Origin of the sequence: Winslowiella iniecta, assembly GCF_001267535.1 — a bacterium.
In the GTDB taxonomy this organism is placed as follows: Bacteria; Pseudomonadota; Gammaproteobacteria; order Enterobacterales; family Enterobacteriaceae; genus Erwinia; species Erwinia iniecta.
Map to the genome: position 1 here is coordinate 48087 of NZ_JRXE01000028.1, position 20673 is coordinate 68759.

Below are 20673 nucleotides of genomic sequence, written 5' to 3' on the forward strand. Positions count from 1 at the left end.
AAAAGGAAGTCATTATGAATCACCCGGCAAAAGTGGTGTGGAGCGAAGGGATGTTTCTGCGGCCGCATCATTTCCAGCAATCGGAAAGCTATTTCCATCACCTTATTCACGCCAGGGCGGAGCTGCAACACCCCTGGCAGTGGGGTTTTTTCGAGCTCGAAATCAATCACACGCTGCTGCGGCAGGGAAAACTGGCACTTAACTCTGCCCGCGGCCTGCTGCCCGACGGGACGTACTTCTGCTTTCATGACGGGCGTGATGCGCCCGCGCCATTGTTCATCGCAGACCATTCCGCCGGAGCGAAAGTGGTGCTGGCACTGCCTGCGCGTCGTGGTGGGCGTGAAGAAGTGATTTTTGACGAGGCGGGGGATTCGCTGGCACGCTTTGTCAGTTTTGAGCAGGAAGTTGAAGATGTTAACGCGGTAGCCGTGGGGCAGACCGCCGTTCAGTTTGGCCGGCTGCGACTGAAACTGATGCTGGAAAGCGAACTGTCGGCCGAGTGGACGGCGTTAGGCGTGGCGCGGTTTAACGATACTCGCAGCGAAAATCAGCTGCGCCTCGACCCGGCTTATATTCCTCCATTGCTTAACAGCAGCGTCAACGCCACGCTGCGCAATTACCTCCATGATCTGCAAACTATGCTGACGCAGCGCTGTCAGCAGCTGGGCCAGCGTCTGCAACAGCCAGGACGTTTTAACCAGGCTGATACCGTTGATTTTATGCTGCTGGCATTACTCAATTATCATTCAGGTCAACTCAGCCACCTCAAACACCTCCCTTTATTGCACCCTGAACAGCTGTGGCGTCAATGGCTGGCTTTTGCCTGTGAACTGACCACCTACACGCCCCGACGTTTTCCTGACCAAACCTTGCCTGAATACTGCCATGACGACCTGGCGCGATGTTTTGCGGAACTTATGCTGATGCTGCGCCACGGCTTGTCGCAGGTGCTGGAAGAACATGCCATTCAGCTGGTACTCACCGAGCGTTCTCACGGTCTTAGCGTGGCAACGGTGTCCGATCAGGCAATGATTCGCGAGTTTGGCTTTGTGCTGGCGGTGCGTGCCGATATCCCTGGCGAAACGCTGCATATCCATTTCCCGGCGCAAATGAAAATCGCGCCGGTGGCAAAAATTCGCGACCTCGTACATCTGCAACTGCCAGGCCTGGTGCTGCGTGCCATGCCGACCGCACCACCTCAAATTCCCTGGCATGCTGGCTACAGCTATTTTGAGCTGGAGAAAGGCGGTGAGCTATGGAAGGAGATGGAAAAGTCCGGCGCGTTTGCCCTGCATCTGGCGGGGGATTTTCCCGGCCTGGAGATGCAGTTCTGGGCGATTCGTAGTCATTCAGTCTGAATCAGTGAGCGCTTATGATGCAGGAACGACAATCCACCGGCAGTAATACCCTTTTCCCTGGCGCGAACAGCAGCAACCTGTTGGTGGTTGCTGCCAATTCGTTACTGAACGCTATTCCTGATATTCGCCATTGCGTCACGCATGCTGATCCGGCGGGATTGCGTCAGCAATTGATTGACGAGATCCGCCAGTTTGAGATGCATTGTCAGCGCTCAGGCTTACCCTATGAAATGATCGTTGGCGCGCGCTATTGCCTGTGTACCGCGCTGGATGAGGCTGCGGCGCTGACGCCGTGGGGCAGCAGGGGCGTCTGGCCGGGAAGTGGGCTGCTGGTGACTTTTCATAATGAAACCTGGGGCGGCGAAAAGTTTTTTCAGTTACTGGCTAAGCTGTCGCAAAGCCCGCGTGAGCATCTCTGGTTACTCGAGTTGATTAATTTCTGTCTGCAACTGGGCTTTGAAGGGCGCTACCGCGTTACGGATAACGGGCGCTCACAACTCGACACCATCAAACGGCGCTTATTGCAGATGATTCATGGCGTGCGTGGAGGATATTCGCCACCGCTGTCGCCACATCCTCTGGATCAACCGCAGGCCAGTAAGCTATGGCGACCGGTGGTACCCCTCTGGGCGGTTACCGCACTGACCGGATTAATGGCCTGCTTGTTTTATATCGCGCTTAACTGGCGGTTGAGCGATCGCGTCAGCCCGGTACTGGCGGCGATTTATCAGATCGTACTACCTGAAGTCGCCATTCCTCATCCGGCACCGCCGCCGCCGCCAGCTTTAAATCTGCGCGGGTTTCTGCGTGCCGAAATCGAGCAGGGACTGGTGACGGTGCGTGATCAAGCGGCTCAGAGCGTGGTAACCATAAATGGCGATGGTCTGTTCGCTTCGGCATCAACCACCGTTCGCAGCAGTTATCGGCCGGTACTGGATCGCATCGCCCAGGCGATGGATAACGTCAGCGGCAAGATTCTGGTGGTGGGTTACAGCGATAACCTGCCGATACGCAGTGTCCGTTTTGCGTCGAATTATGAGCTGTCGCTGGCGCGGGCAGAGTCGGTACGTCAGATTTTGCAGTCACATCTGACGCAGCCTGAGCGTGTTAAAGCCGAAGGGCGTGGTGAGAACAGCCCGCTGGTCGCCAATAATAGCGCCGAAAACCGTGCCCGCAATCGGCGGGTTGAAATAACACTATTGGTTTCACCCGAGAATACTCGGGCAGAGCTGAATCGCCGGTCGCAAGGAAATTAACCCATGCTGAACAGACTTTTTGCTTTCCTGACCAGCCGGTTGATGTGGGGGTTTATCGGTATCACCGCGCTGGCTGTGATGATTTGGGTGATCGGCCCACTGCTTGCTGTCGCTGATGCCCGGCCACTTGAACCTGGAATCAATCGCCAGATGCTGATTGGATTACTTTACCTGCTGTGGGCAATCAGTCGCGTTGTCCCTCGCCTGTATAACGCCTGGCTTAATCGCAAACTAATGGGAAGTCTGAGCCGCGTAACGCCGTCCGGCACAGGCGAGCGTAAAAGACTCACCGGCGAAGAACAACTGCTGGCGGATCGTTTTAATGAAGCATCCCGGCTGTTAAAAAAAGCCCATTTTCTCCGTGCAGAGAGTCAGTATCAGCCGCTCTGGATACAAAATTTCAGCCGCCAGTACCTTTATCAGTTGCCATGGTATGTGATTATTGGCGCACCGGGCGCGGGTAAAACCACCGCGCTGCTCAACTCAGGCTTACATTTTCCCCTGGCCGATAGCCTGGGCAAAACGGCACTGCGCGGAATCGGGGGGACGCGCAACTGTGACTGGTGGTTTACCAGTGAAGCCGTACTGATCGATACCGCCGGGCGTTACGCCTTGCAGCAGAGCCAGCAGGCGCAAGATGCGGGAGAGTGGCAGCGTTTTATTGCGTTGCTACGTAAATATCGCGCGCGCCAGCCGATTAATGGCGTGATCGTGACGATCAGCGTGGCCGATCTGCTGACACAGGATCCGCAGATCGCGCAGCAGCATGCCCGTTCCCTTCGCCAGCGTCTGTCAGAGCTGCATGAGCAGTTAGGCATTGGTTTTCCGGTCTATGTGCTGGTGACCAAAACCGATTTGCTGAAAGGGTTTCGCGCCTATTTTGCGGAATTTGATAAAGCGCAGCGCGATCAGATATGGGGTTTTACTTTTCCTCGTGAGCAGGTAAAGCAGGCGGGCTTTGATCTGGCAGAAGCCTGCAATCAGCACTATTTGCTGTTGCAACAACGGCTTGAGGCTGGCCTGCCCGATACCCTGTTACAGGAACAGAATGCGCAAGCGCGTGCTGAAAGTTATCTGTTTCCACAACAGTTTGCCGCATTGCGTCAGCTACTGGTCGAGATGCTCGGCAATGTGTTTTCCCGTTCGGACTTTGAAACGCCATTTTTTCCACGTGGGGTTTATTTCGCCAGCGGAACCCAGGAGGGGCTGCCTTTTGATCGGGTCATGGGTGAACTTCATCGTGCCATGCGGCTACAGCCCAGGGTGGATGAAGCGCCTGCTGCTAACAGCAATAATGCCTGGGATCGTGTTAATAAAGCTGCGCCCGTTCCCGCCAACAAAGGCCAAAGTTTCTTTCTTAAAAATCTGCTGCAGGATGTGATTTTTCAAGAGTCGGGGCTGGCTGGCAGCAACCGCTGGTGGGAGCTGCGTAATCGTGCGGTGCTGTGGTCCGGCTATCTGCTGCTGGCTACATTACTGATCATTGCCGCTATCCTCTGGCTGACCAGTTATCACCACAATCAACACTGGCTGCATGAAGTACAGCAAAAAGTGCCGCAAATTGAGCAGCAAAGTAAGCAGTTGCAGATTTCCGGTGAGAACGATCTGTTCGTGCTGCTGCCGTTTCTTAACCAGCTGCAACATCTGCCCGAAAGCCAGGATTTTAATCGTGCTGCGCCACCGCTGACATGGCGCATGGGACTCTATCGCGGTGTGGAAGTCAATGATGCCGCCATGACGTTGTATCAGAAGTCACTACGTCAGTTGCTACTGCCACTGGTCGCGCAGGCGATTACCCACTGGTTGCAAAATGATAACGGCAGCGATGCGGATTACAGTTATGAGGCACTGAAAGCCTACAGGATGCTGTATCAGCCTGATCGGTATGACGGTAAATTTTTACACGCCTGGCTGATGCTGAATGTGCAGCGTAATCTGCCATCCGGGGTGACCCAACAGCAAATTAAACAACTTGATGACCATCTGACACAGCTACTGGAATCTCAGATCCAGGCCTCTCCCTATGCACGCGATGACAATTTGATCGCTCGCCAGCAGGCGCTCATTAATCAGGTCGCTTTGTCACAGCGAGTTTATGGACGTATAAAACGCCTGCTGGAGCATAACGCAAACTTAAAACCGGTTTCCCTGTCATCTCTCGGTGGACCGCAAAGTGAGCTGGTGTTTTCACGCAAGAGCGGAACTTCTGCCAGCGAGGGAATAAGCGGATTGTTTACTCCGGAGGGTTACTGGAACAGCTTTAATAAAAATATCGATGCCATCACCGCAGAGCTGCATAAAGACGATTTATGGGTGCTGGGCGGGCACAGCCAGAACGAAAACAAGCAACAAACGGATGACGCCGTGCGTCAGCTCTACCTCACTGATTATATTGGCCAGTGGCAGAGTTTGATCGAGGATATTCAGCTGAATAACAGCGCCAGCCTGGCGCAGCGTATTAATACCGCCCGTCTGCTTTCCGGCAACAATTCACCGCTGCGCAGGCTGGTGGTTAATCTCAGCCAGTATCTGATGCTGGAACGGTTACCGGAACAGCGTGCTGAGGCACAGCCCAAGCCTGAGTTGACGTCGGGTCGTGCGACTCAAACCTTACAGGCACTGTTTCGTTCTCCGCAGGCGGTGGCGCTGGTCGATTCGCCGCCGTCGCCAGAACAGGCGGTAAATCATCACTTTGCCGCGATCATTGAACTGGCGCAGCCGTTGGAAAAAGGCGGAAATGTTGTGGTTTTCGACGATATTCTCCACCAGATTGATGAGCTTTATCGCTATCTGACTGCGGTTCAGGATGCGGCTAACAGCGGTATGCCTCCGCCCTCCAGTGAGCCAATCAGCCGGTTGCAGGCCAGTGCCGGGCGTCTGCCAGGTTCGTTACAAACCATGCTGACGGGTCTGGCGGTGGGCGCCAGTAGCGATACCCAGCGGCGCGATCTGGAAAATGTCAGCAAGCGGAGCAATGTGGAAGTCGGTAGCTTTTGTCGCCAGGCAATTGCCGGACGTTATCCGCTGGTGCGTACGGGCACGGCAGAGGTGACGCCGGACGATTTGGCACGCATGTTTGCGCCCGGCAGTGGGCTGATGGACAGCTTCTTCCGCGATAATCTGGCGAATAAGGTGGATACCACGCAGGCCAACTGGCGTTTTATGCCGGGTATTGACGGGAAAGCGTTGCCTGGTGGGGAAGCCATTCTGCGACCTTTTCAGCAGGCGCAAAGCATTCGTGATGCTTTTTTTGCCAATGGCGCCAGCTCCCCCTCTTTTCGTACCACGCTGCGTACGGTGCGGATGGATAGCGACATCTTAAACCTGACGCTGGATGTCGATGGTCAGATCCTGCGCTACAGCCATGGGCCGCAAGTCGTCCAGCTGGTGAGCTGGCCCGGCCCTGGCGGTACCAGTCAGGTGCGGATGCAGTTAGGGCTGATTAACGGCAAATCAGCCACGCTGGTGACGAATGGTCCCTGGGCGCTTAACCGCTTTTTTGACCGTGCGCGTCTGGCCAGCGGCAGTAGCAGTCTCAGTCGTCAGGCGACTTTTATTCTGGACGGCCATCAGGTCACGCTGGAGTTCACGCCAAACAGTATCCGCAATCCGTTTCAACTCCCCGGCTTTTCATGCCCATAGCTGCAAGGAAATGATAATGAGTGATTCCACTGCGATTGGCTGGTACGGAAAATTACCCAGTGCCGGAGACTTTTTGCAGCGACGCTTTCCTGACGCGTTGATCAACCAATGGACCCACTGGTTTCAGGTGGGACTGGTGAACTGGCAAAAAAATGCCGGGGAGCGGCAGGCGAGCGGGCGTCATTTTAGCCATGCACCGGTATGGAATTTTGTCGTGCCGCCGATGCTGGATAGCCAGCTGATACAGATGGGATGCCTGCTGCCAGCCTGCGACAGTGTTGGTCGCCACTACCCGGTTTGCGCGCAGCGTACCTTTACCTCAACCCAGTGGTCACCACAGATGCTGTCAATGGCGGGTGAATGGTATCAGCAGTTGGGTTGCGCTCTGAAGCATGCCGTGAACCATTGTTACTCCGCCGAGCAACTCGATCAGACTCTGCTGGCCATTCCTGCGCCACCGGATCCGGCAGCGGAGCGACGTTCGGCTATTTTTGATGTGCTGGGTTATGGCGACAATCTCAGCACCCTGAGCTGGAAGCAGGTTTCTGACTGCTTTGACCCGCAGCACTACACCAGTTTCTGGTGGAGTAATCAGACTGACGGTTTCCCGCTTTATACCCATGTTCATAGCGGCAATCTGACCGGACAGCTTTTTTCGATGCTGTTCGATCCTGCTGGTGGTACCCGACCTGGACGCCATGGCCTCTATCCACCAATGTTCGAATAAGCCTGAAGAAAGGAATCGATATGGAACTCGACGCATTATTAGCGCCGGTTAGCCCCGAGCGACCCTGTGGAGAAAATCTCGAATATGACGCCGATTTTATCGCCATGGAACTTGCCTGTACCGGCAAAGCTGAACAGCAGTTTGGCGATACCCTGATTCCAGCCGAGCCTGCCGACTGGAATAAAGTGGAGGCGCTGGCATCCGGGGTACTGCTACGGAGCAAAGATCTGCGTGCGATGCTGGCGCTCACGCGGGCGTGGACACATCTGAAAGGACTGAACGGTTATGCCAGGGGGCTGCAATTAATTACGCAGTCACTACAACGTTACTGGCAATCGCTTTATCCGGCTCTGGAAGAGGGTGGGGAAGTGAGTCCTCACTATCGCATTAACGTCCTGGCAGGCTTGAGTGATAAATCGGCACTGACCCTCGCAGTGCGGCAGGCTTCGCTGTTGCGTTCAGTGGCCGATGAAATCACTTTGCGTGATGCCTGTGCGCTGCTTGAAGGCAGTAAAAGTGACTTTCCTGATTATCCCGGTGGCCGCGTGCGATTGATGGATGAACTTTCCCGCAGTGAACATCCCAATATAAATGCAGTGAAAAATATAAGTGAGTGCTTGCAAACAATTCGGGAAATACTGACTGAACAGTTTGGTGAAGCGAGCGCCCCGACAATGGTTCAGCTAATTAAAACCATCAGCACGGTGGAGCAAGCCTGCCGGATTACCGATCTTTCCGTCATGATTCCGCCCGCCCGCGCTGCCGATGACATAAAGCAGGTTGCTGCTGAGGTTCAACTGCCACAACCCGATAAGCACGGATACCGCGTCACCGGTCCTCAGTCACGTAGCGATGCGCTGATGATGCTGGAAAAGGTTAAACAGTACTTTGCCGAATACGAGCCAGGCCATCCCGCCCCGCTAATGATCGAGCGTGTTCAGCGGGTCATCGGACTCGATTTTATGGATATGGTGCGCGAGCTGGCACCCGATGGCGTTAATCAGCTTGAGAATATTTTTGGCCGTCGTGCCAACTGAATACCCCGGGTATTCAGTCGCCTATTTCTTTCCTGTATCGCATAACAGATGGAGCTAACTATGCATAACAACAAAGCTGGCGGGCAGAAGTTTATCGCCCAAAATCGTGCGCCACGCGTTCAGATTGAGTATGACGTGGAAGTTTATGGTGCCGATCGCAAAGTCCAGTTGCCTTTTGTAATGGGCGTAATGGCGGATTTAGTCGGTAAGTCAGGTGAGAATCAACCGGAAATCGACCAACGCAAGTTTGTGGATATTGATGTCGATAATTTTGACGATCGTATGAAAGCGCTCGGACCGCGGGTGACGTTTCGCACCGAAAATACGCTCACCGGAGAGGGTGGACTGAATATCGATCTGACTTTCAACAGCCTGAATGATTTTTCGCCGGATGCGGTGGCACGCAATGTTGCGCCGCTGAATCAGATGCTTGAGGCCCGCACCCAGCTGTCAAATCTGCTCACCTATATGGATGGCAAAAATGGTGCCGAGCAGCTGATCGCCAATATTCTGCAAGATCCTGGGTTATTGAAGTCGCTGAGCTTTTTACCGCAGTCGGCAGAAAAAGCCGCCAATAGTCCGGACGAGGAGGGTTAACTGATGAATCAACTACAGCCAGAACTATCTCCGCAGCAGTTTAGCGAAGATGAATTTAGCGCCTTGCTGAACAAAGAGTTTCGACCGAAAAGCGATCAGGCACGTGCGGCAGTCGAAAGCGCAGTTAAGACTCTCGCTCAGCAAGCGCTTGAGCACAGCCTTACGCTATCCACTGATGCTTATCGAACTATACAGGCGTTAATTGCCGAAATAGATCAAAAACTGTCTCAGCAGGTGAATCAGATTATTCATCATCCGGATTTCCGACAGCTGGAAGGGGCATGGCGCGGCCTGAGTTATCTGGTGAATAATACCGAGAGCGATGAAATGCTTAAAGTGCGCTTTATCAGCATCTGCAAACGGGAGCTGGGGCGCACGCTAAAGCGATATAAAGGTGTCAGCTGGGATCAAAGCCCGATTTTTAAAAAGGTTTATGAAGAGGAGTATGGTCAGTTCGGCGGCGAGCCATTTGGCTGCCTGGTGGGAGATTACTATTTTGATCACAGCCCGCAGGACGTGGAGTTACTCGGCGAAATGGCACGCATCGGTGCGGCTTCTCACTGCCCGTTTATCAGCGGCACGGCGGCAGGAATTATGCAGATGGAGTCCTGGCAGGAGCTGGCGAATCCACGCGATCTGAGCAAAATCTTTCAGAATACGGAGTATGCCGCCTGGCGCAGCCTGCGCGAATCTGAGGATGCCCGTTATCTTGGCCTGGTCATGCCGCGTTTTCTTTCGCGCCTGCCCTACGGCATTCGCACTAATCCGGTCGATAGTTTTAATTTTGAAGAACAGTGCGACGGGGCTGATCACAGCAATTACACCTGGAGCAATGCGGCCTATGCCATGGCGGCCAATATTAATCGTTCATTTAAACAGTACGGTTGGTGCACATCGATTCGCGGAGTGGAGTCCGGTGGCGCTGTAGAGAGTCTGCCAGCCCATACCTTTCCGGGCGATGACGGCGGAGTCGATTTAAAATGCCCGACGGAAATCGCCATCAGCGATCGCCGTGAAGCAGAACTGGCGAAAAACGGATTTATGCCGCTGGTCCACCGCAAAAACTCTGACTTCGCCGCCTTTATAGGAGCGCAGTCACTGCAAAAACCAGCCGAATATCACGATAACGATGCTACCGCCAACGCCCGTCTCGCAGTACGTTTACCCTATCTGTTCGCCTGCTGCCGTTTTGCCCACTACCTGAAATGTATTGTCCGCGACAAAATCGGCTCTTTTCGTGAGCGCGATGAAATGCAGCGTTGGTTGAATAACTGGGTGATGAATTATGTTGATGGCGATCCGCTAAACTCCTCACAGGAGACTAAAGCGCGTAAACCGCTGGCTGCAGCAGAAGTGGTGGTGGAAGAGAGTGAGGACACGCCAGGCTATTATTCAGCAAAATTCTTTTTGCGCCCGCATTATCAGCTGGAAGGATTAACGGTATCTTTGCGGCTGGTTTCAAAATTACCATCGCTTAAGTCGGGTGATAAGGGGTGAGAATAATAATGTGACAGTCAGACTGAACATTCTATCTGCCTGAATTCTTGTCGTTGTGTCATTTTCTTCTTCGTTGGCAGATATCGAAGATCCTGAATGCCAGAATAAATGTATTTATTAACTCTTTTAAAATGAAAAGGAATCATTTTTATAATGATTCAGGAGTCATACCAGGCGGATATATGATGAATTGCCTGAGGATTTATCATAGTCCAGAACTGGATGAGTTATCTAAAGAGGTTATCTACGATAATCCTTTTAGCACCAGGTATAAGGACCATGCTCAGTAACTAACTTGACCCTGTCATGATGGTCAAACCCTCTGAATAATCACATGTAGCAGCGATATTCAGAAGCGCGGCAAAGGTAAAACATGGAACGTTTTATTTTATCCCCATGATTTTCTGCATGCCATATCAGTGCTTTATCTATACCCATTAACTGAAAGCACAGTGGGCAACATTGCAATTTCAGCTGTAAGGGTAAAAAGCAAAATTAACCTAAGAGTAGATAATTATGCCTATTGATATGTTTATAAAAGTTGACGGTGTGACAGGTGAATCGAAAGATGCCAATCATATCGGCTGGACAGATATTAGTTCTTTTTCCTGGGGGGCATCACAACAGGGTAGTTCAGGTGATGCTGCGGGAAAAGTCAATTTCACCGATCTGCATATTACAACGTTAATTGATAAATCTGTAACGGCGTTACTGAAATTCTGCTCTACGGGAAAACGGGTCAAAAACGTCGAACTCTCGCTGTGTAAAGCCGGAGGAGAACAGGTTGAATATGCAAAGATCACGCTGGAGGATGTGCTGGTCACCTCAGTAGATTATAGCGGAGCGACCAAAAACGATACTCTTGGCATTACCTATAGTTTCCAGGCTGCCAGGGTAAGGCAGCAGTATTGGGAACAAACCAGCTCTGGTGGCCGCGGTGCAGAAACCAGTATGGGGTGGGATATTAAAGGGAACAGAGAGATGTAACATATAAACCTCCTCGTAGGGGGAGGTTTACTTATTATCCCCGAAATTGCGTCGCTATGGATATTGTAATAAAATGGATTATTATTTTTGCATTTACTGTCCCGTTACAGGCTATTTCTGTGGTACCTCTTTCTCCTGATGATTTTTCACAGAAATCTATTTTCAATAACTGGTTGCTGAATCGCTGTATTGGTAAAATTGAGCCAGAAAGTAAAATGATGGATGATGCTTTTAAAAGCGCAGCAGTCTGGCTGGAATTTAGTAAATTACCTACTGATGCATTTAATGAAGGCGATGGCTTGGTTGAGAAATATTTGAAGTTGAATTTCGATGGTTCTGTTAAGAGTGATTATAACGTGCTTAAGTGTACTTTGCTTGCAAGTAGTCATGAAGCCACTTCTCTTTTCGAAAAACATGATATTTGAAGCTATAATGATTTAATATGGCAGATAAAATAATTAACATAAAAAGAATATCACAAACAAAAGATTCGACCATAAGTAGATATGAAATGCCAAGCAGTAATATATCAGGGTTTATTCTGGAAAGGCCTGGGCCTGATACCACGGAAGTTAACTTAAGGCTAAGGATACCTGAAGGATTTTACAGGCTCAAATGGCATAATAGTAACATCAGATCTGTTAGACCTTTCAACCCTGTACCATTAATCTATAATGAAAATGTTTCTATATCGAGATTCATTCTAATACATAATGGCAATTATCCGGTAAATACAGATGGTTGTTTACTTATAGGAGGATCAAGAGGCGTGGATTTTGTAGGAGGCAGCGTTGTAAAGTTACAAGAACTGAAAACTCTTCTGCAGAGTGAAGGGATAGAAAAGTTTAGACTTTCTATCAAATCATGCTATTCAGATTGCAATTAAATATTATAAGTGAAATAAATGCTGAAAATAAATCTGGCAGCTATATTAATGGTGGTTGCATTTTCCTGCTTTGCAACTGAAAGAGATTCGTCAACTTCGATAGCAAAAAATGTTAATAAGGAGCGAGCGGCGCTGTTATCGTATCAGGGAGTATTACAAGCTTATTGGCTACCTGTCTGGAGTGATGATGGTAAAAAAAATAACCCAGAAATAAATATTCGATTCTTTATTTATGAAAAAAATAAAAAACAATGGAAAGTAATAAATATTGATAATGGGAAGCATAAATCAGCAGGGTTTGATGTTGTTTCATATATTAAAAGATTTTTTTTAAAGTTACCTGATGATTTCCTGAAGTACCGGGAGGGCCATATAGAACAGTATGGTGTTTTGACGGTGAAGGATTTAAGAACCTATGTGGAGTGTGATCATAAATACCATGATGCTCAATCCGTTAATTTTACTCCGAAGTGGCATAAGGTTATTAATATTGATGAGCTCGAGTCAACCGCCGGATGTGAGCGCTATCCTTATATAATGACCTATACCGTACGCCCTGGAAACAGTCTGCGCCATTTTAAACTAGCACCTTCAGAACAGGCTGAAAATGGTGAGGTTATTCCTGTTAATACTCCGATTAGTAAAATTAAAACTATCAATGAAAACTGGATTTATGCCGCGAATTATGATGCGCATTCCCCCGGGCTGGCTGGCAGGATAAGGGGCTATATTAATAAAAAGGATATTGTTCCGATTAATTAGCCCTCTTTCTGTGGGTGCTGTGGTTATATGAGTTATCCTGATAAGATTTTTATTAAAGTTATTTGTTCTCTATTTATTATTACAACGGCTTCACTTTCCTCACAAGCAAAAATCCATTACTCAGCTCAGCAATATATAAAAAACTATGCATTCAGTACCTGTATTGCTCAGGGCTATAGAGGCTATCTTGAATTCGGCGAGCACTCTCTTTCTGCACATACTGCAGTCAGAGAACTGGGACAAAAATTTTTGGCTTAGCATTATGCCAGCCAGTCAGGGCAGCCGATGATATTGGCAAAATGCATCGAATTTCTTTATAGCTAGGAACTGGACAAGTTAATCATGGAGTATAAAGATAAACAGGACGAGTAAATAATCATTACGGTTTTTTCACCAGGGTAAATAATTCATTAACAGAGTATTACAGAATTGAACTAAGGATAATTATTAAAACTTAAGGGATTAAAATGAAATATTTATTGAAAGTTAACCTTTTCACTATGCTGTTTCTGTCGTCCTTTACTAGTCTGGCGGAAACTATCACAACCTTTAACGGGCGTCATTTTACTATCGAGATTGAGTCGCAATGTGATATTACTGCGGAGGATTGCGAAAATGTCAGATTTCATTCGGTGAGTCTGACGAATGGCGGCTTGCTCGATTTGAATGGGCGTACGATAAAATTATCAGGCGATGATAATGTTTTTGGCTACCAGTTCAATCATGGGGAATATATTTATCGTTTATCTCCTGATATTTCCAGTATTAATTACTGGTATCTGACGGTATTAAACCAAAATAAATTAGTGGCAGAAGATTCCGGGGTCATGAAATAGCGACTAACTGTCTGCGGCATAACTTATTTAAGTCACTCCGCTAATAGTTTCTGATAAGACGGCGCTTAACTGGAAGTTGCGGGTTATGGCCGGAACGGAGAACACCTTAACCGCAGGAAAACGTTATGCGATTTACGATTATAACCACCAAAAATGGTCATCAGCCGCCGCAGAGCCGTTGTGATTTTCTGCCGCCTGGTGGCACGATTGGCCGCGGAATCGACAATAATCTGGTACTGCCCGATGATGAGCGCACGATATCCCGCTTGCAGGCCATTGTTCATATCACGGCTGAAGGTGATTGTCGTATTACTAACCGTGGCAATGTCACACGTGTCATGCTGAACGATATTCCCCTGGAACGTGGTCGGCAGGTCGATTTACAGGATGGCGATATCATCGGTATTGATGATTATCGTTTGCAGGTAAACGATTTACAGGTGGATGGCGCCGCCGCTGCGCCGGACAGGCCAGAAATCCCCCCCCCGACGCCTGCGCTAAATACCGCATCCGCGCCTGTTCCCGGTGAGATCTGGGACGATCTGGTGCAGGAGTTCTCAACCGCAGGCAACTTTTCCAGCCCAACAGCCGCACAGCCGCAGGGGGCGGTTAATCCGTTCACTGAACCTGTAAACGCCGAGCGTAATCCTGTTGACCCGCTGTCGTTGCTGGCAGACCAGAGCCCGTCACTGATGCCGGAACAGCGTCAGCGCTTACCTGAGGAGCTTTTCAGTGACGATAAGTTGTTCCAGACGGACAGTTTATTTGCGGATCACACGCCCAGTACTTTGCTGCAACATCCTGCCGGAGCGGTTGTCAGCCGACCGCTCAGTACCTCTCAGGATGAGCAGGATCCACTGGCACTGTTTGGTGCAGATCATTCAACCGCGCAGCTTAGCCAGGATCCGCTGGGATTAATGATGGCGGAGCCGGTGCTAAGTGGCGATGCGGCGGATTCGCCAAAGTCTCCGCCGTTAACCACCGCGCCATCTGCTGCCATGCAGCCTCAGAGCGACCAGCAGTATGACGGTATTACTTTACCCACACCGCAGGCGGTCGCGCGAACCCATACGCCACCGCCAAAAGGACGCCTGCGCATCGATCCGGTAGCCGACAATGTTGCGCATCAGTCGTCAGTACCAGACAGCAATGAAGCCTTGCAGGGAGAATTATTGCAGGCCTTAATCAATGGGATGGGGTTAAACGATATGCAGCCAACGCCGCGCTTTGAACCCCATAATATGGAGCAGCTCGGGCAAATGTTGAGTATGTTTTCACAGGGTACGGTGGCACTGCTCTCTTCCCGCTCGATTCTCAAACGCGGCGTCAAGGCAGAAATGACGGTGATCCTCGACGAAGCGAATAATCCTTTCAAGCTGTTGCCATCCGGCAAAACGGTGTTGATGCAGATGTTCGGCAGTCGGATGCCGGGCTTTATGCCGCCGACCCAGTCGGTGCGTGATGCGCTGGTTGATCTGCAAGCGCATCAGCTTGGCATGATCGCCGGGATCCGCGCGATCATCGCATCCATGTTGCAATCCTTTAATCCTGAGCAGCTGGAACAGGAAGCGCGCAACGATGGGGTGACGTCGCGCCTGTCGTTCCCGCGCAGCCGGAAAGCGACGTTATGGGAACAGTACAGCAAACGCTACCAGCAAATTGCCGGTGAAATCGAAGATGACTTCCACACGCTGTTTGGTGAGGCCTTCTTACATGCCTACGACATGGAAGTTAACCAGTTTAAAGACTCTCAGAATCGATTGGATAAATGATGAATATCACCTTTGCTTCAATGTCGAATCAGGGCGATCGCGAAACAAATCAGGATCAGACGGGTGAAATTGTGGGTGAACGCTCGGCATGCTTTGTGGTGTGTGACGGCGTGGCGGGTTTTCCCGGTGGTGACGTTGCAGCAAAGCTGGCGCGCAACACCCTGCTTGACGGCTTTGACGGCCAGCAGCACCTTGATGCACAGCATATCCGTCAGTATGTGACGGATGCTAATCACGCGATACGGCAGCAACAAAAAGCGCATCCGCAGTATGGCCGTATGGGCACCACTATGGTCAGTTTATTTATCGATCGTGACTATCAGCTGGCTTACTGGGCACATGCGGGCGACAGCCGATTATATCTGTTTCGCCGCGGCTATCTTATCCATACCACTCTCGATCATAGCCTGGTGCAGCAGATGAAGGATGCCGGGCATCAGACCGATGGCATCAACAGTAATTTGCTCTATTTCGCTTTGGGTATGGGCGATGAGGAGCGCGATGCAAGCTACAGCGATGTGGTGCCGATTGAAGATGGTGATGTTTTCTTACTGTGTACCGATGGCTTCTGGCATGAGGTTTCCCGGCAGCATATGCAGCAGTCGCTACATATGGTGAATACCCCGCAGGAGTGGCTGACGTTAATGCATCAAATCGTTAAGAAAACGGATGAACGCACCGACGCTAAACAGGACAACTACAGCGCCGTTGCCGTCTGGATAGGCTCACCGCAAGACACCACGTTGTTGCACTCGCTGTCAGAGGCAGCACAGTTTATTCCCATTCGTGATTGAGCTAAGGAAAGCTATGAAATTCTGTTTCCCGGTGATGTTAACGTTGCTGGCCGCTTTCAGCGTCAGTGCACAGGACTATCGCGTGGTCTATTCCCCCTCACTGAAGCTGGAGGTGTGGATTGACGATCTGAAAGATAACAGCCCGGCAAGCTGGTGTGCTGCGGAACTGCCAGTGCGTATTGTCGCGACCGGCGCTGAGCAGTCGACAGTGCTGAATGATTTTCTGCCGCGGGTCGGCAGCCTGCTGGAAAAACAGTGTCCCGCTCTGGCTCAACTGAAATGGCAGATGAATGACGGCGATGGCAAAAAGCTGGCGCAGGGAAGTGCTGCGAAAGCGGAAAACTGGGGAATGCGTGTTGAAGCCTCTCCCGGCGAAGCCGGTGCGCCGCCGCTTATTCAACCCACGGAGGCGGTGCCGGCTGTTGCTGCGGATACCACGCCGTGGCTGCAATTCAGTTTAATTGAAGGATGTCATTTTCGCGGCTATTGGGGCGAAAACAGCCTGGCCAGTGCCCTGTTTGTGCCTGCGAAACAGGGCGCGCAATGTGGCAGTGATGGCTGGCTGAGTGGTCAAAGCCAGGTAACGCAAATTGAGCAGGGTACGGCCAAAAATCTCAATGTACTTTTCCTGCAAGGTTTTCAGGTGCTGGGATTGAACAACAGCGCGGCCGACGACACCCTGACCATTACCACCGTCAATAATCAACGAATGGTGCTGCATAACAGTGAATCCCCTGATAGCTGGATGATTTTACCTTATATCAGCCAGCTCAGCGGCTGGCAGGCAGATGGCACTGTTGCTGTTCAGCTGGCTTCTGCCGAGGCAAAAGATGAAGAGCGTCTGCAAGCGCTGCTGGATGACGTGCGAAAAGTCTGGTCGCCATATATTGCGGGTGAAACAACGATAACCCTGGTGCTGGTTGAAGCCTTGCAGCCCCAGCTTAAGGATCCGACGGACGGAGCCTGGCGCACCATCAAATAACTTTTGGCAGCAGAGAGACTCAGGATGAGTAATCTTTTCAACGGACGTAAACCACTGAGCGGCAGCGAGATGCTGTATGCGGGTTTTCAGGCGCGCAATAAAAAGCAGCCGCTGAGTGCGCGCGACACTATGCAACCGTCGTTGCTGGACCGTCTTACCGATGATCAGCCCGATAAGCCGCATGAGTTGCCCGGCAACCGGCTGATTACCCACAGTGAGCTGCGCCGCAACGTGCTGCGTGATTTGCAGTGGCTGTTTAACGCGGTCAACAGTGAGAGCCAGCTCGATTTGCAGCCTTACAGCCACATTCAGCGTTCCACTTTTAACTTTGGCATCGCGCCGCTGGCGGGCAAGCGGATGAGTGATATTCAATGGCCGGATTTACAACGCAAAATCACTGCCGCCATCCTGCATTTTGAGCCAAGAATTATACCGCAGGGATTGCAGGTCGATTGCCTCTCCAGCCATAAATCTTCTGAACTGCATAATCAGCTCGCGATTGAAATCCGTGGCCGACTCTGGTGTGTGCCGTACCCGCTTGAGTTTCTGTTTCGTAGTGAGGTCGATCTGGAAAACGGTCATTTTGAGCTACAGGAAGTGGGTTAACTATGGAAAGGAAACTGCTCGACTATTACAACCGTGAACTGGCCTATTTGCGTGAAATGGGTGCTGAGTTTGCCGAACGCTACCCCAAAGTGGCGGGCAGACTGGGTATGCAGGGTATTGACGTCGCTGACCCGTATGTCGAACGTTTAATGGAAGGTTTTGCCTTTCTGACTTCGCGGGTGCAGCTCAAAATGGATGCGCAGTTCCCGCGCTTTACCCAGTCTCTGCTGGAAATGATCGCCCCCAATTATCTCGCACCTACCCCTTCAATGGCGATTGCACAACTGCATCCCGACGGTCGTAAAGGCGACCTCAGCAACGGTTTTCGCGTACCGCGCGGCAGCATGATGGAGAGTCTGACGCTAAAAAAAGAGGGGGTAACCTGTAACTACACTACGGCTCATGAGGTGATATTGCAGCCGCTGCGCATCAAAAACGTTGAGCTGGGCGGGGTGCCGGCGGATATTCCGCTCGCTCAGCTGGGATTAAACCAGCGTGGCGCGGTCAGTGCATTGCGTATTCAGATTGAATGTTTCGATAACGTGATGCTGAGTCACCTCAGTTTCGACCATCTGATGTTCTTTCTGAGCGGCCCGGATATTCAGGCGCAGCAATTACTTGAGCTGATTATGCAGCACCGGGTGGGGCTGTTTTGCCAGACCAGTGGCGGCCAGCGCATCATACTGGATGATGAGGCGTTAGTGCATGAAGGTTTTGCCGCTGATCAGGCCTTGTTGCCGGATGATTTACGTAATTTCGATGGCTACCGCTTGTTGCAGGAGTATTTTGCTTTTCCGGCGCGTTTTCAGTTTATCAGCGTCAACCAGTTGCAGCCTGTGCTGAAGTGCAGTGACGGCCTGCGCGTATTCGAAATTATTGTACTGCTGGATAAGAGTGATATCGCGCTGGAACGGGTAGTGGATGCGAGTTATCTGGCGCTGCACTGCACGCCGGTGATTAACCTGTTTCCTAAGCTTACCGAGCGGCAAAAAATCAGCGACAGCCTCAACGAATATCATCTGGTGGTCGATAATATTCGCCCGCTGGACTATGAGATTTTTTCGGTACAGAAGTTAATTGCCAGCAGCAATGCCCAGCGTGAAGAACACGTTTTTCGCCCGTTCTGGCACACCTTTAGTCAGGACGAGGGTGATTATGGTGCTTATTTTTCGCTGCGCCGTGAGCCGCGCACCTTATCGGAAAACGCCGGGCGCTATGGCACGCGCACCGGTTATCTCGGCTCCGAAGTATTTCTCTCATTGGTTGATACGCATCATTCACCGTGGCACCAGGATCTGCGCTACCTGACAGCGGAAGTAACCTGTACCAGTCGTGATTTGCCGTTGCTGTTTCTGCAACAGGATCAGGGCAATTTTGGGATGTCTGATTCAGTGCCGATTTGCCAGCTAAGCCTGTGTAAAGGGCCGACATCACCCCGGCCGGCTTTAGCCGAAGGCGAGATTAGCTGGCGTTTAATCAGTCATTTACAGATGAATTATCTTAGCCTGATGGATGGCGATGACGGGCAGGGCGCGGCGGCATTACGTCAGTTGCTGGGGCTGTATGCCAATCTTGCTGAAGCCGCGGTAGCCCGGCAAATCGACGGTATTCGCCACTGTCAGCTACAGGCTGTTCACCGACGCGTGCCGCAACCGGGGCCAATGGTATCGGCGCGCGGCATTGCTATTGAACTGAACGTTGATGATCAGGCCTTTTCCGGCTCCAGTCCGTGGTTGCTGGGGAGTGTGCTGGAGCGCGTCTTTTCGCGGCTGGTGGCAATAAACAGCTTTACGGAATTGACGCTGACCAGCCAGCAGCGTGGTGAAGTGGGCTACTGGCCGCCACGCCTCGGTAAGAGGTCATTAATATGATTCAGCAAGTGGATCACACCCAACGCTTATCTGAGGACTTCTGGTCACCGTTGATGGCCGCGCCCTGGCGTTACGATCTGTTTCAACTGCTGCGCCGGATTGATGCCCTGGCGGGTGAGCGCTATCCGCTTGGGCGTGCGCCGCTTCCACACCACGAACCCTTGCGTATTGGTCAGCAGCCTTCACTGGCATTTGCACCATCAACCCTGGCCTGCGTGAAACCGCGTAAAGACTCGCCGCTGCACGAGGTGTCGATTTACAGCTTTGGTCTGTTTGGCCCAAATGGTCCGTTGCCTTTGCATCTGACGGAATATGCCCGTGAGCGTAGCGATCATCATAAGGATCGTGGCTTTGCTTCCTTTGTCGATCTGTTTCACCACCGTCTGGCGCTGCTGTTCTATCGCGCCTGGGCAGATGCGCAACCTACCGTTTCGCTCGATCGGCAGGATCTTCATCACTTCGAACAGTATCTCGCCAGCCTGACGGGAATGGGACAACCCGCACAGCTCAAGGCTGGCGCTCTGAATGCGCATGCCCGCTATGCGCTGGCAGGGCATCTCAGCCGTCATGGGCGCAATGCACAGGGAATGGTGAGAATATTGCGTCACTACTTCCGCATCCCGGTACAGCTGGTGGAGAACGTGCCACACTGGCAGCCGGTTGATCGCCGCGAGCGCACCCGCCTGGTGGCGGGGCGTAAGGCACCTCGCTTAGGGCAATCCACCTTTCTTGGTATCGCTACCCGCGATGCACAGCATAAGTTCTGCATTGAGTTAGGGCCGCTATCGCTGGCGGCTTATCGCCACTTTCTGCCGGATCAACGCGGAGCACAGCAGTTATGCGCCTGGGTCCGGCAGTATCTCGGTATTGAATTTGTCTGGGAGGTGCGCCTGATCCTTGCGGCGGATGCGGTGCACGGCGTAACGCTGGGTGGGCAGACGCGTGTCGGCTTTGACAGCTGGCTGGGGCTGACTGACAAAACGCGGCCACGCGGAGATTTTATTTTTAATCCGGAGGAACAAAAAACCTTGGTCGACTGACCGTGCCAGTAAGCCAGCAAACC

At 51.4% G+C, this 20673-nt stretch carries 18 protein-coding genes and 1 pseudogene; all 19 read left to right on the forward strand.

Annotated features, from left to right (window positions below):
• The first annotated feature begins 14 nt into the window (after positions 1-14).
• On the forward strand, positions 15-1358 hold the full coding sequence (gene tssK / locus NG42_RS17775; RefSeq protein ID WP_052901598.1) for a type VI secretion system baseplate subunit TssK: 1344 nt from the start codon (positions 15-17) through the stop codon (positions 1356-1358).
• 14 nt (positions 1359-1372) lie between these two features.
• Positions 1373-2614 carry a DotU family type VI secretion system protein gene (locus NG42_RS17780; protein ID WP_052901600.1) on the forward strand — a complete coding sequence of 414 codons (1242 nt, stop codon included), beginning with the start codon at positions 1373-1375 and terminating at the stop codon, positions 2612-2614.
• A 3-nt stretch (positions 2615-2617) separates the two neighbouring features.
• Entirely contained in the window at positions 2618-6256 is a 3639-nt protein-coding gene (gene tssM, locus NG42_RS17785) for a type VI secretion system membrane subunit TssM (RefSeq protein WP_052901602.1), read from the forward strand.
• 16 nt (positions 6257-6272) lie between these two features.
• Positions 6273-6983, forward strand: coding sequence for a type VI secretion system-associated protein TagF (gene tagF / locus NG42_RS17790; RefSeq protein ID WP_052901604.1), 711 nt, complete (start codon positions 6273-6275; stop codon positions 6981-6983).
• Between the two features lie 20 nt (positions 6984-7003).
• The gene (gene tssA, locus NG42_RS17795) at positions 7004-8020 is read left to right on the forward strand and encodes a type VI secretion system protein TssA (RefSeq protein WP_052901606.1); all 1017 of its coding nucleotides are present in this window, start codon (positions 7004-7006) and stop codon (positions 8018-8020) included.
• 60 nt (positions 8021-8080) lie between these two features.
• The gene (gene tssB / locus NG42_RS17800; protein ID WP_052901608.1) at positions 8081-8617 is read left to right on the forward strand and encodes a type VI secretion system contractile sheath small subunit; all 537 of its coding nucleotides are present in this window, start codon (positions 8081-8083) and stop codon (positions 8615-8617) included.
• Positions 8618-8620: 3 nt separating this feature from the next.
• A complete protein-coding gene (gene tssC / locus NG42_RS17805) occupies positions 8621-10114 on the forward strand; it encodes a type VI secretion system contractile sheath large subunit (RefSeq protein ID WP_156322217.1) in 1494 nt (497 codons plus the stop codon).
• 516 nt (positions 10115-10630) lie between these two features.
• Positions 10631-11101 (forward strand): Hcp family type VI secretion system effector, encoded by a 471-nt coding sequence (locus NG42_RS17810; protein WP_052901612.1) that lies wholly within the window; start codon positions 10631-10633, stop codon positions 11099-11101.
• 56 nt (positions 11102-11157) lie between these two features.
• Positions 11158-11526, forward strand: coding sequence for a T6SS amidase immunity protein Tai4 family protein (locus NG42_RS17815; protein ID WP_052901614.1), 369 nt, complete (start codon positions 11158-11160; stop codon positions 11524-11526).
• Positions 11527-11543: 17 nt separating this feature from the next.
• Positions 11544-11987, forward strand: a complete 444-nt coding sequence (locus tag NG42_RS22205; RefSeq protein ID WP_072133278.1) for a DUF5675 family protein — start codon at positions 11544-11546, stop codon at positions 11985-11987.
• Positions 11988-12005: 18 nt separating this feature from the next.
• Positions 12006-12749, forward strand: coding sequence for a hypothetical protein (locus NG42_RS17820; protein WP_156322218.1), 744 nt, complete (start codon positions 12006-12008; stop codon positions 12747-12749).
• A 27-nt stretch (positions 12750-12776) separates the two neighbouring features.
• Positions 12777-13073: pseudogene (locus NG42_RS23610) on the forward strand (T6SS amidase immunity protein Tai4 family protein).
• Between the two features lie 143 nt (positions 13074-13216).
• Positions 13217-13585 carry a hypothetical protein gene (locus NG42_RS17825; RefSeq protein ID WP_052901618.1) on the forward strand — a complete coding sequence of 123 codons (369 nt, stop codon included), beginning with the start codon at positions 13217-13219 and terminating at the stop codon, positions 13583-13585.
• Positions 13586-13710: 125 nt separating this feature from the next.
• Positions 13711-15357, forward strand: a complete 1647-nt coding sequence (gene tagH / locus NG42_RS17830) for a type VI secretion system-associated FHA domain protein TagH (protein ID WP_052901620.1) — start codon at positions 13711-13713, stop codon at positions 15355-15357.
• The gene (locus tag NG42_RS17835; RefSeq protein WP_052901654.1) at positions 15357-16151 is read left to right on the forward strand and encodes a PP2C family protein-serine/threonine phosphatase; all 795 of its coding nucleotides are present in this window, start codon (positions 15357-15359) and stop codon (positions 16149-16151) included. Before tagH ends, NG42_RS17835 begins: the two co-directional genes overlap by 1 nt.
• Positions 16152-16164: 13 nt before the next feature.
• On the forward strand, positions 16165-17133 hold the full coding sequence (locus tag NG42_RS17840; protein ID WP_052901622.1) for a hypothetical protein: 969 nt from the start codon (positions 16165-16167) through the stop codon (positions 17131-17133).
• 69 nt (positions 17134-17202) lie between these two features.
• Entirely contained in the window at positions 17203-17739 is a 537-nt protein-coding gene (gene tssE / locus NG42_RS17845) for a type VI secretion system baseplate subunit TssE (RefSeq protein WP_420911318.1), read from the forward strand.
• 2 nt (positions 17740-17741) lie between these two features.
• On the forward strand, positions 17742-19610 hold the full coding sequence (tssF, locus tag NG42_RS17850) for a type VI secretion system baseplate subunit TssF (protein WP_052901626.1): 1869 nt from the start codon (positions 17742-17744) through the stop codon (positions 19608-19610).
• Positions 19607-20650: a type VI secretion system baseplate subunit TssG gene (tssG, locus tag NG42_RS17855; protein ID WP_052901628.1), complete on the forward strand. Its 1044-nt coding sequence runs from the start codon at positions 19607-19609 to the stop codon at positions 20648-20650. The genes tssF and tssG overlap by 4 nt, the downstream gene beginning before the upstream one ends.
• Positions 20651-20673 lie beyond the last annotated feature (23 nt).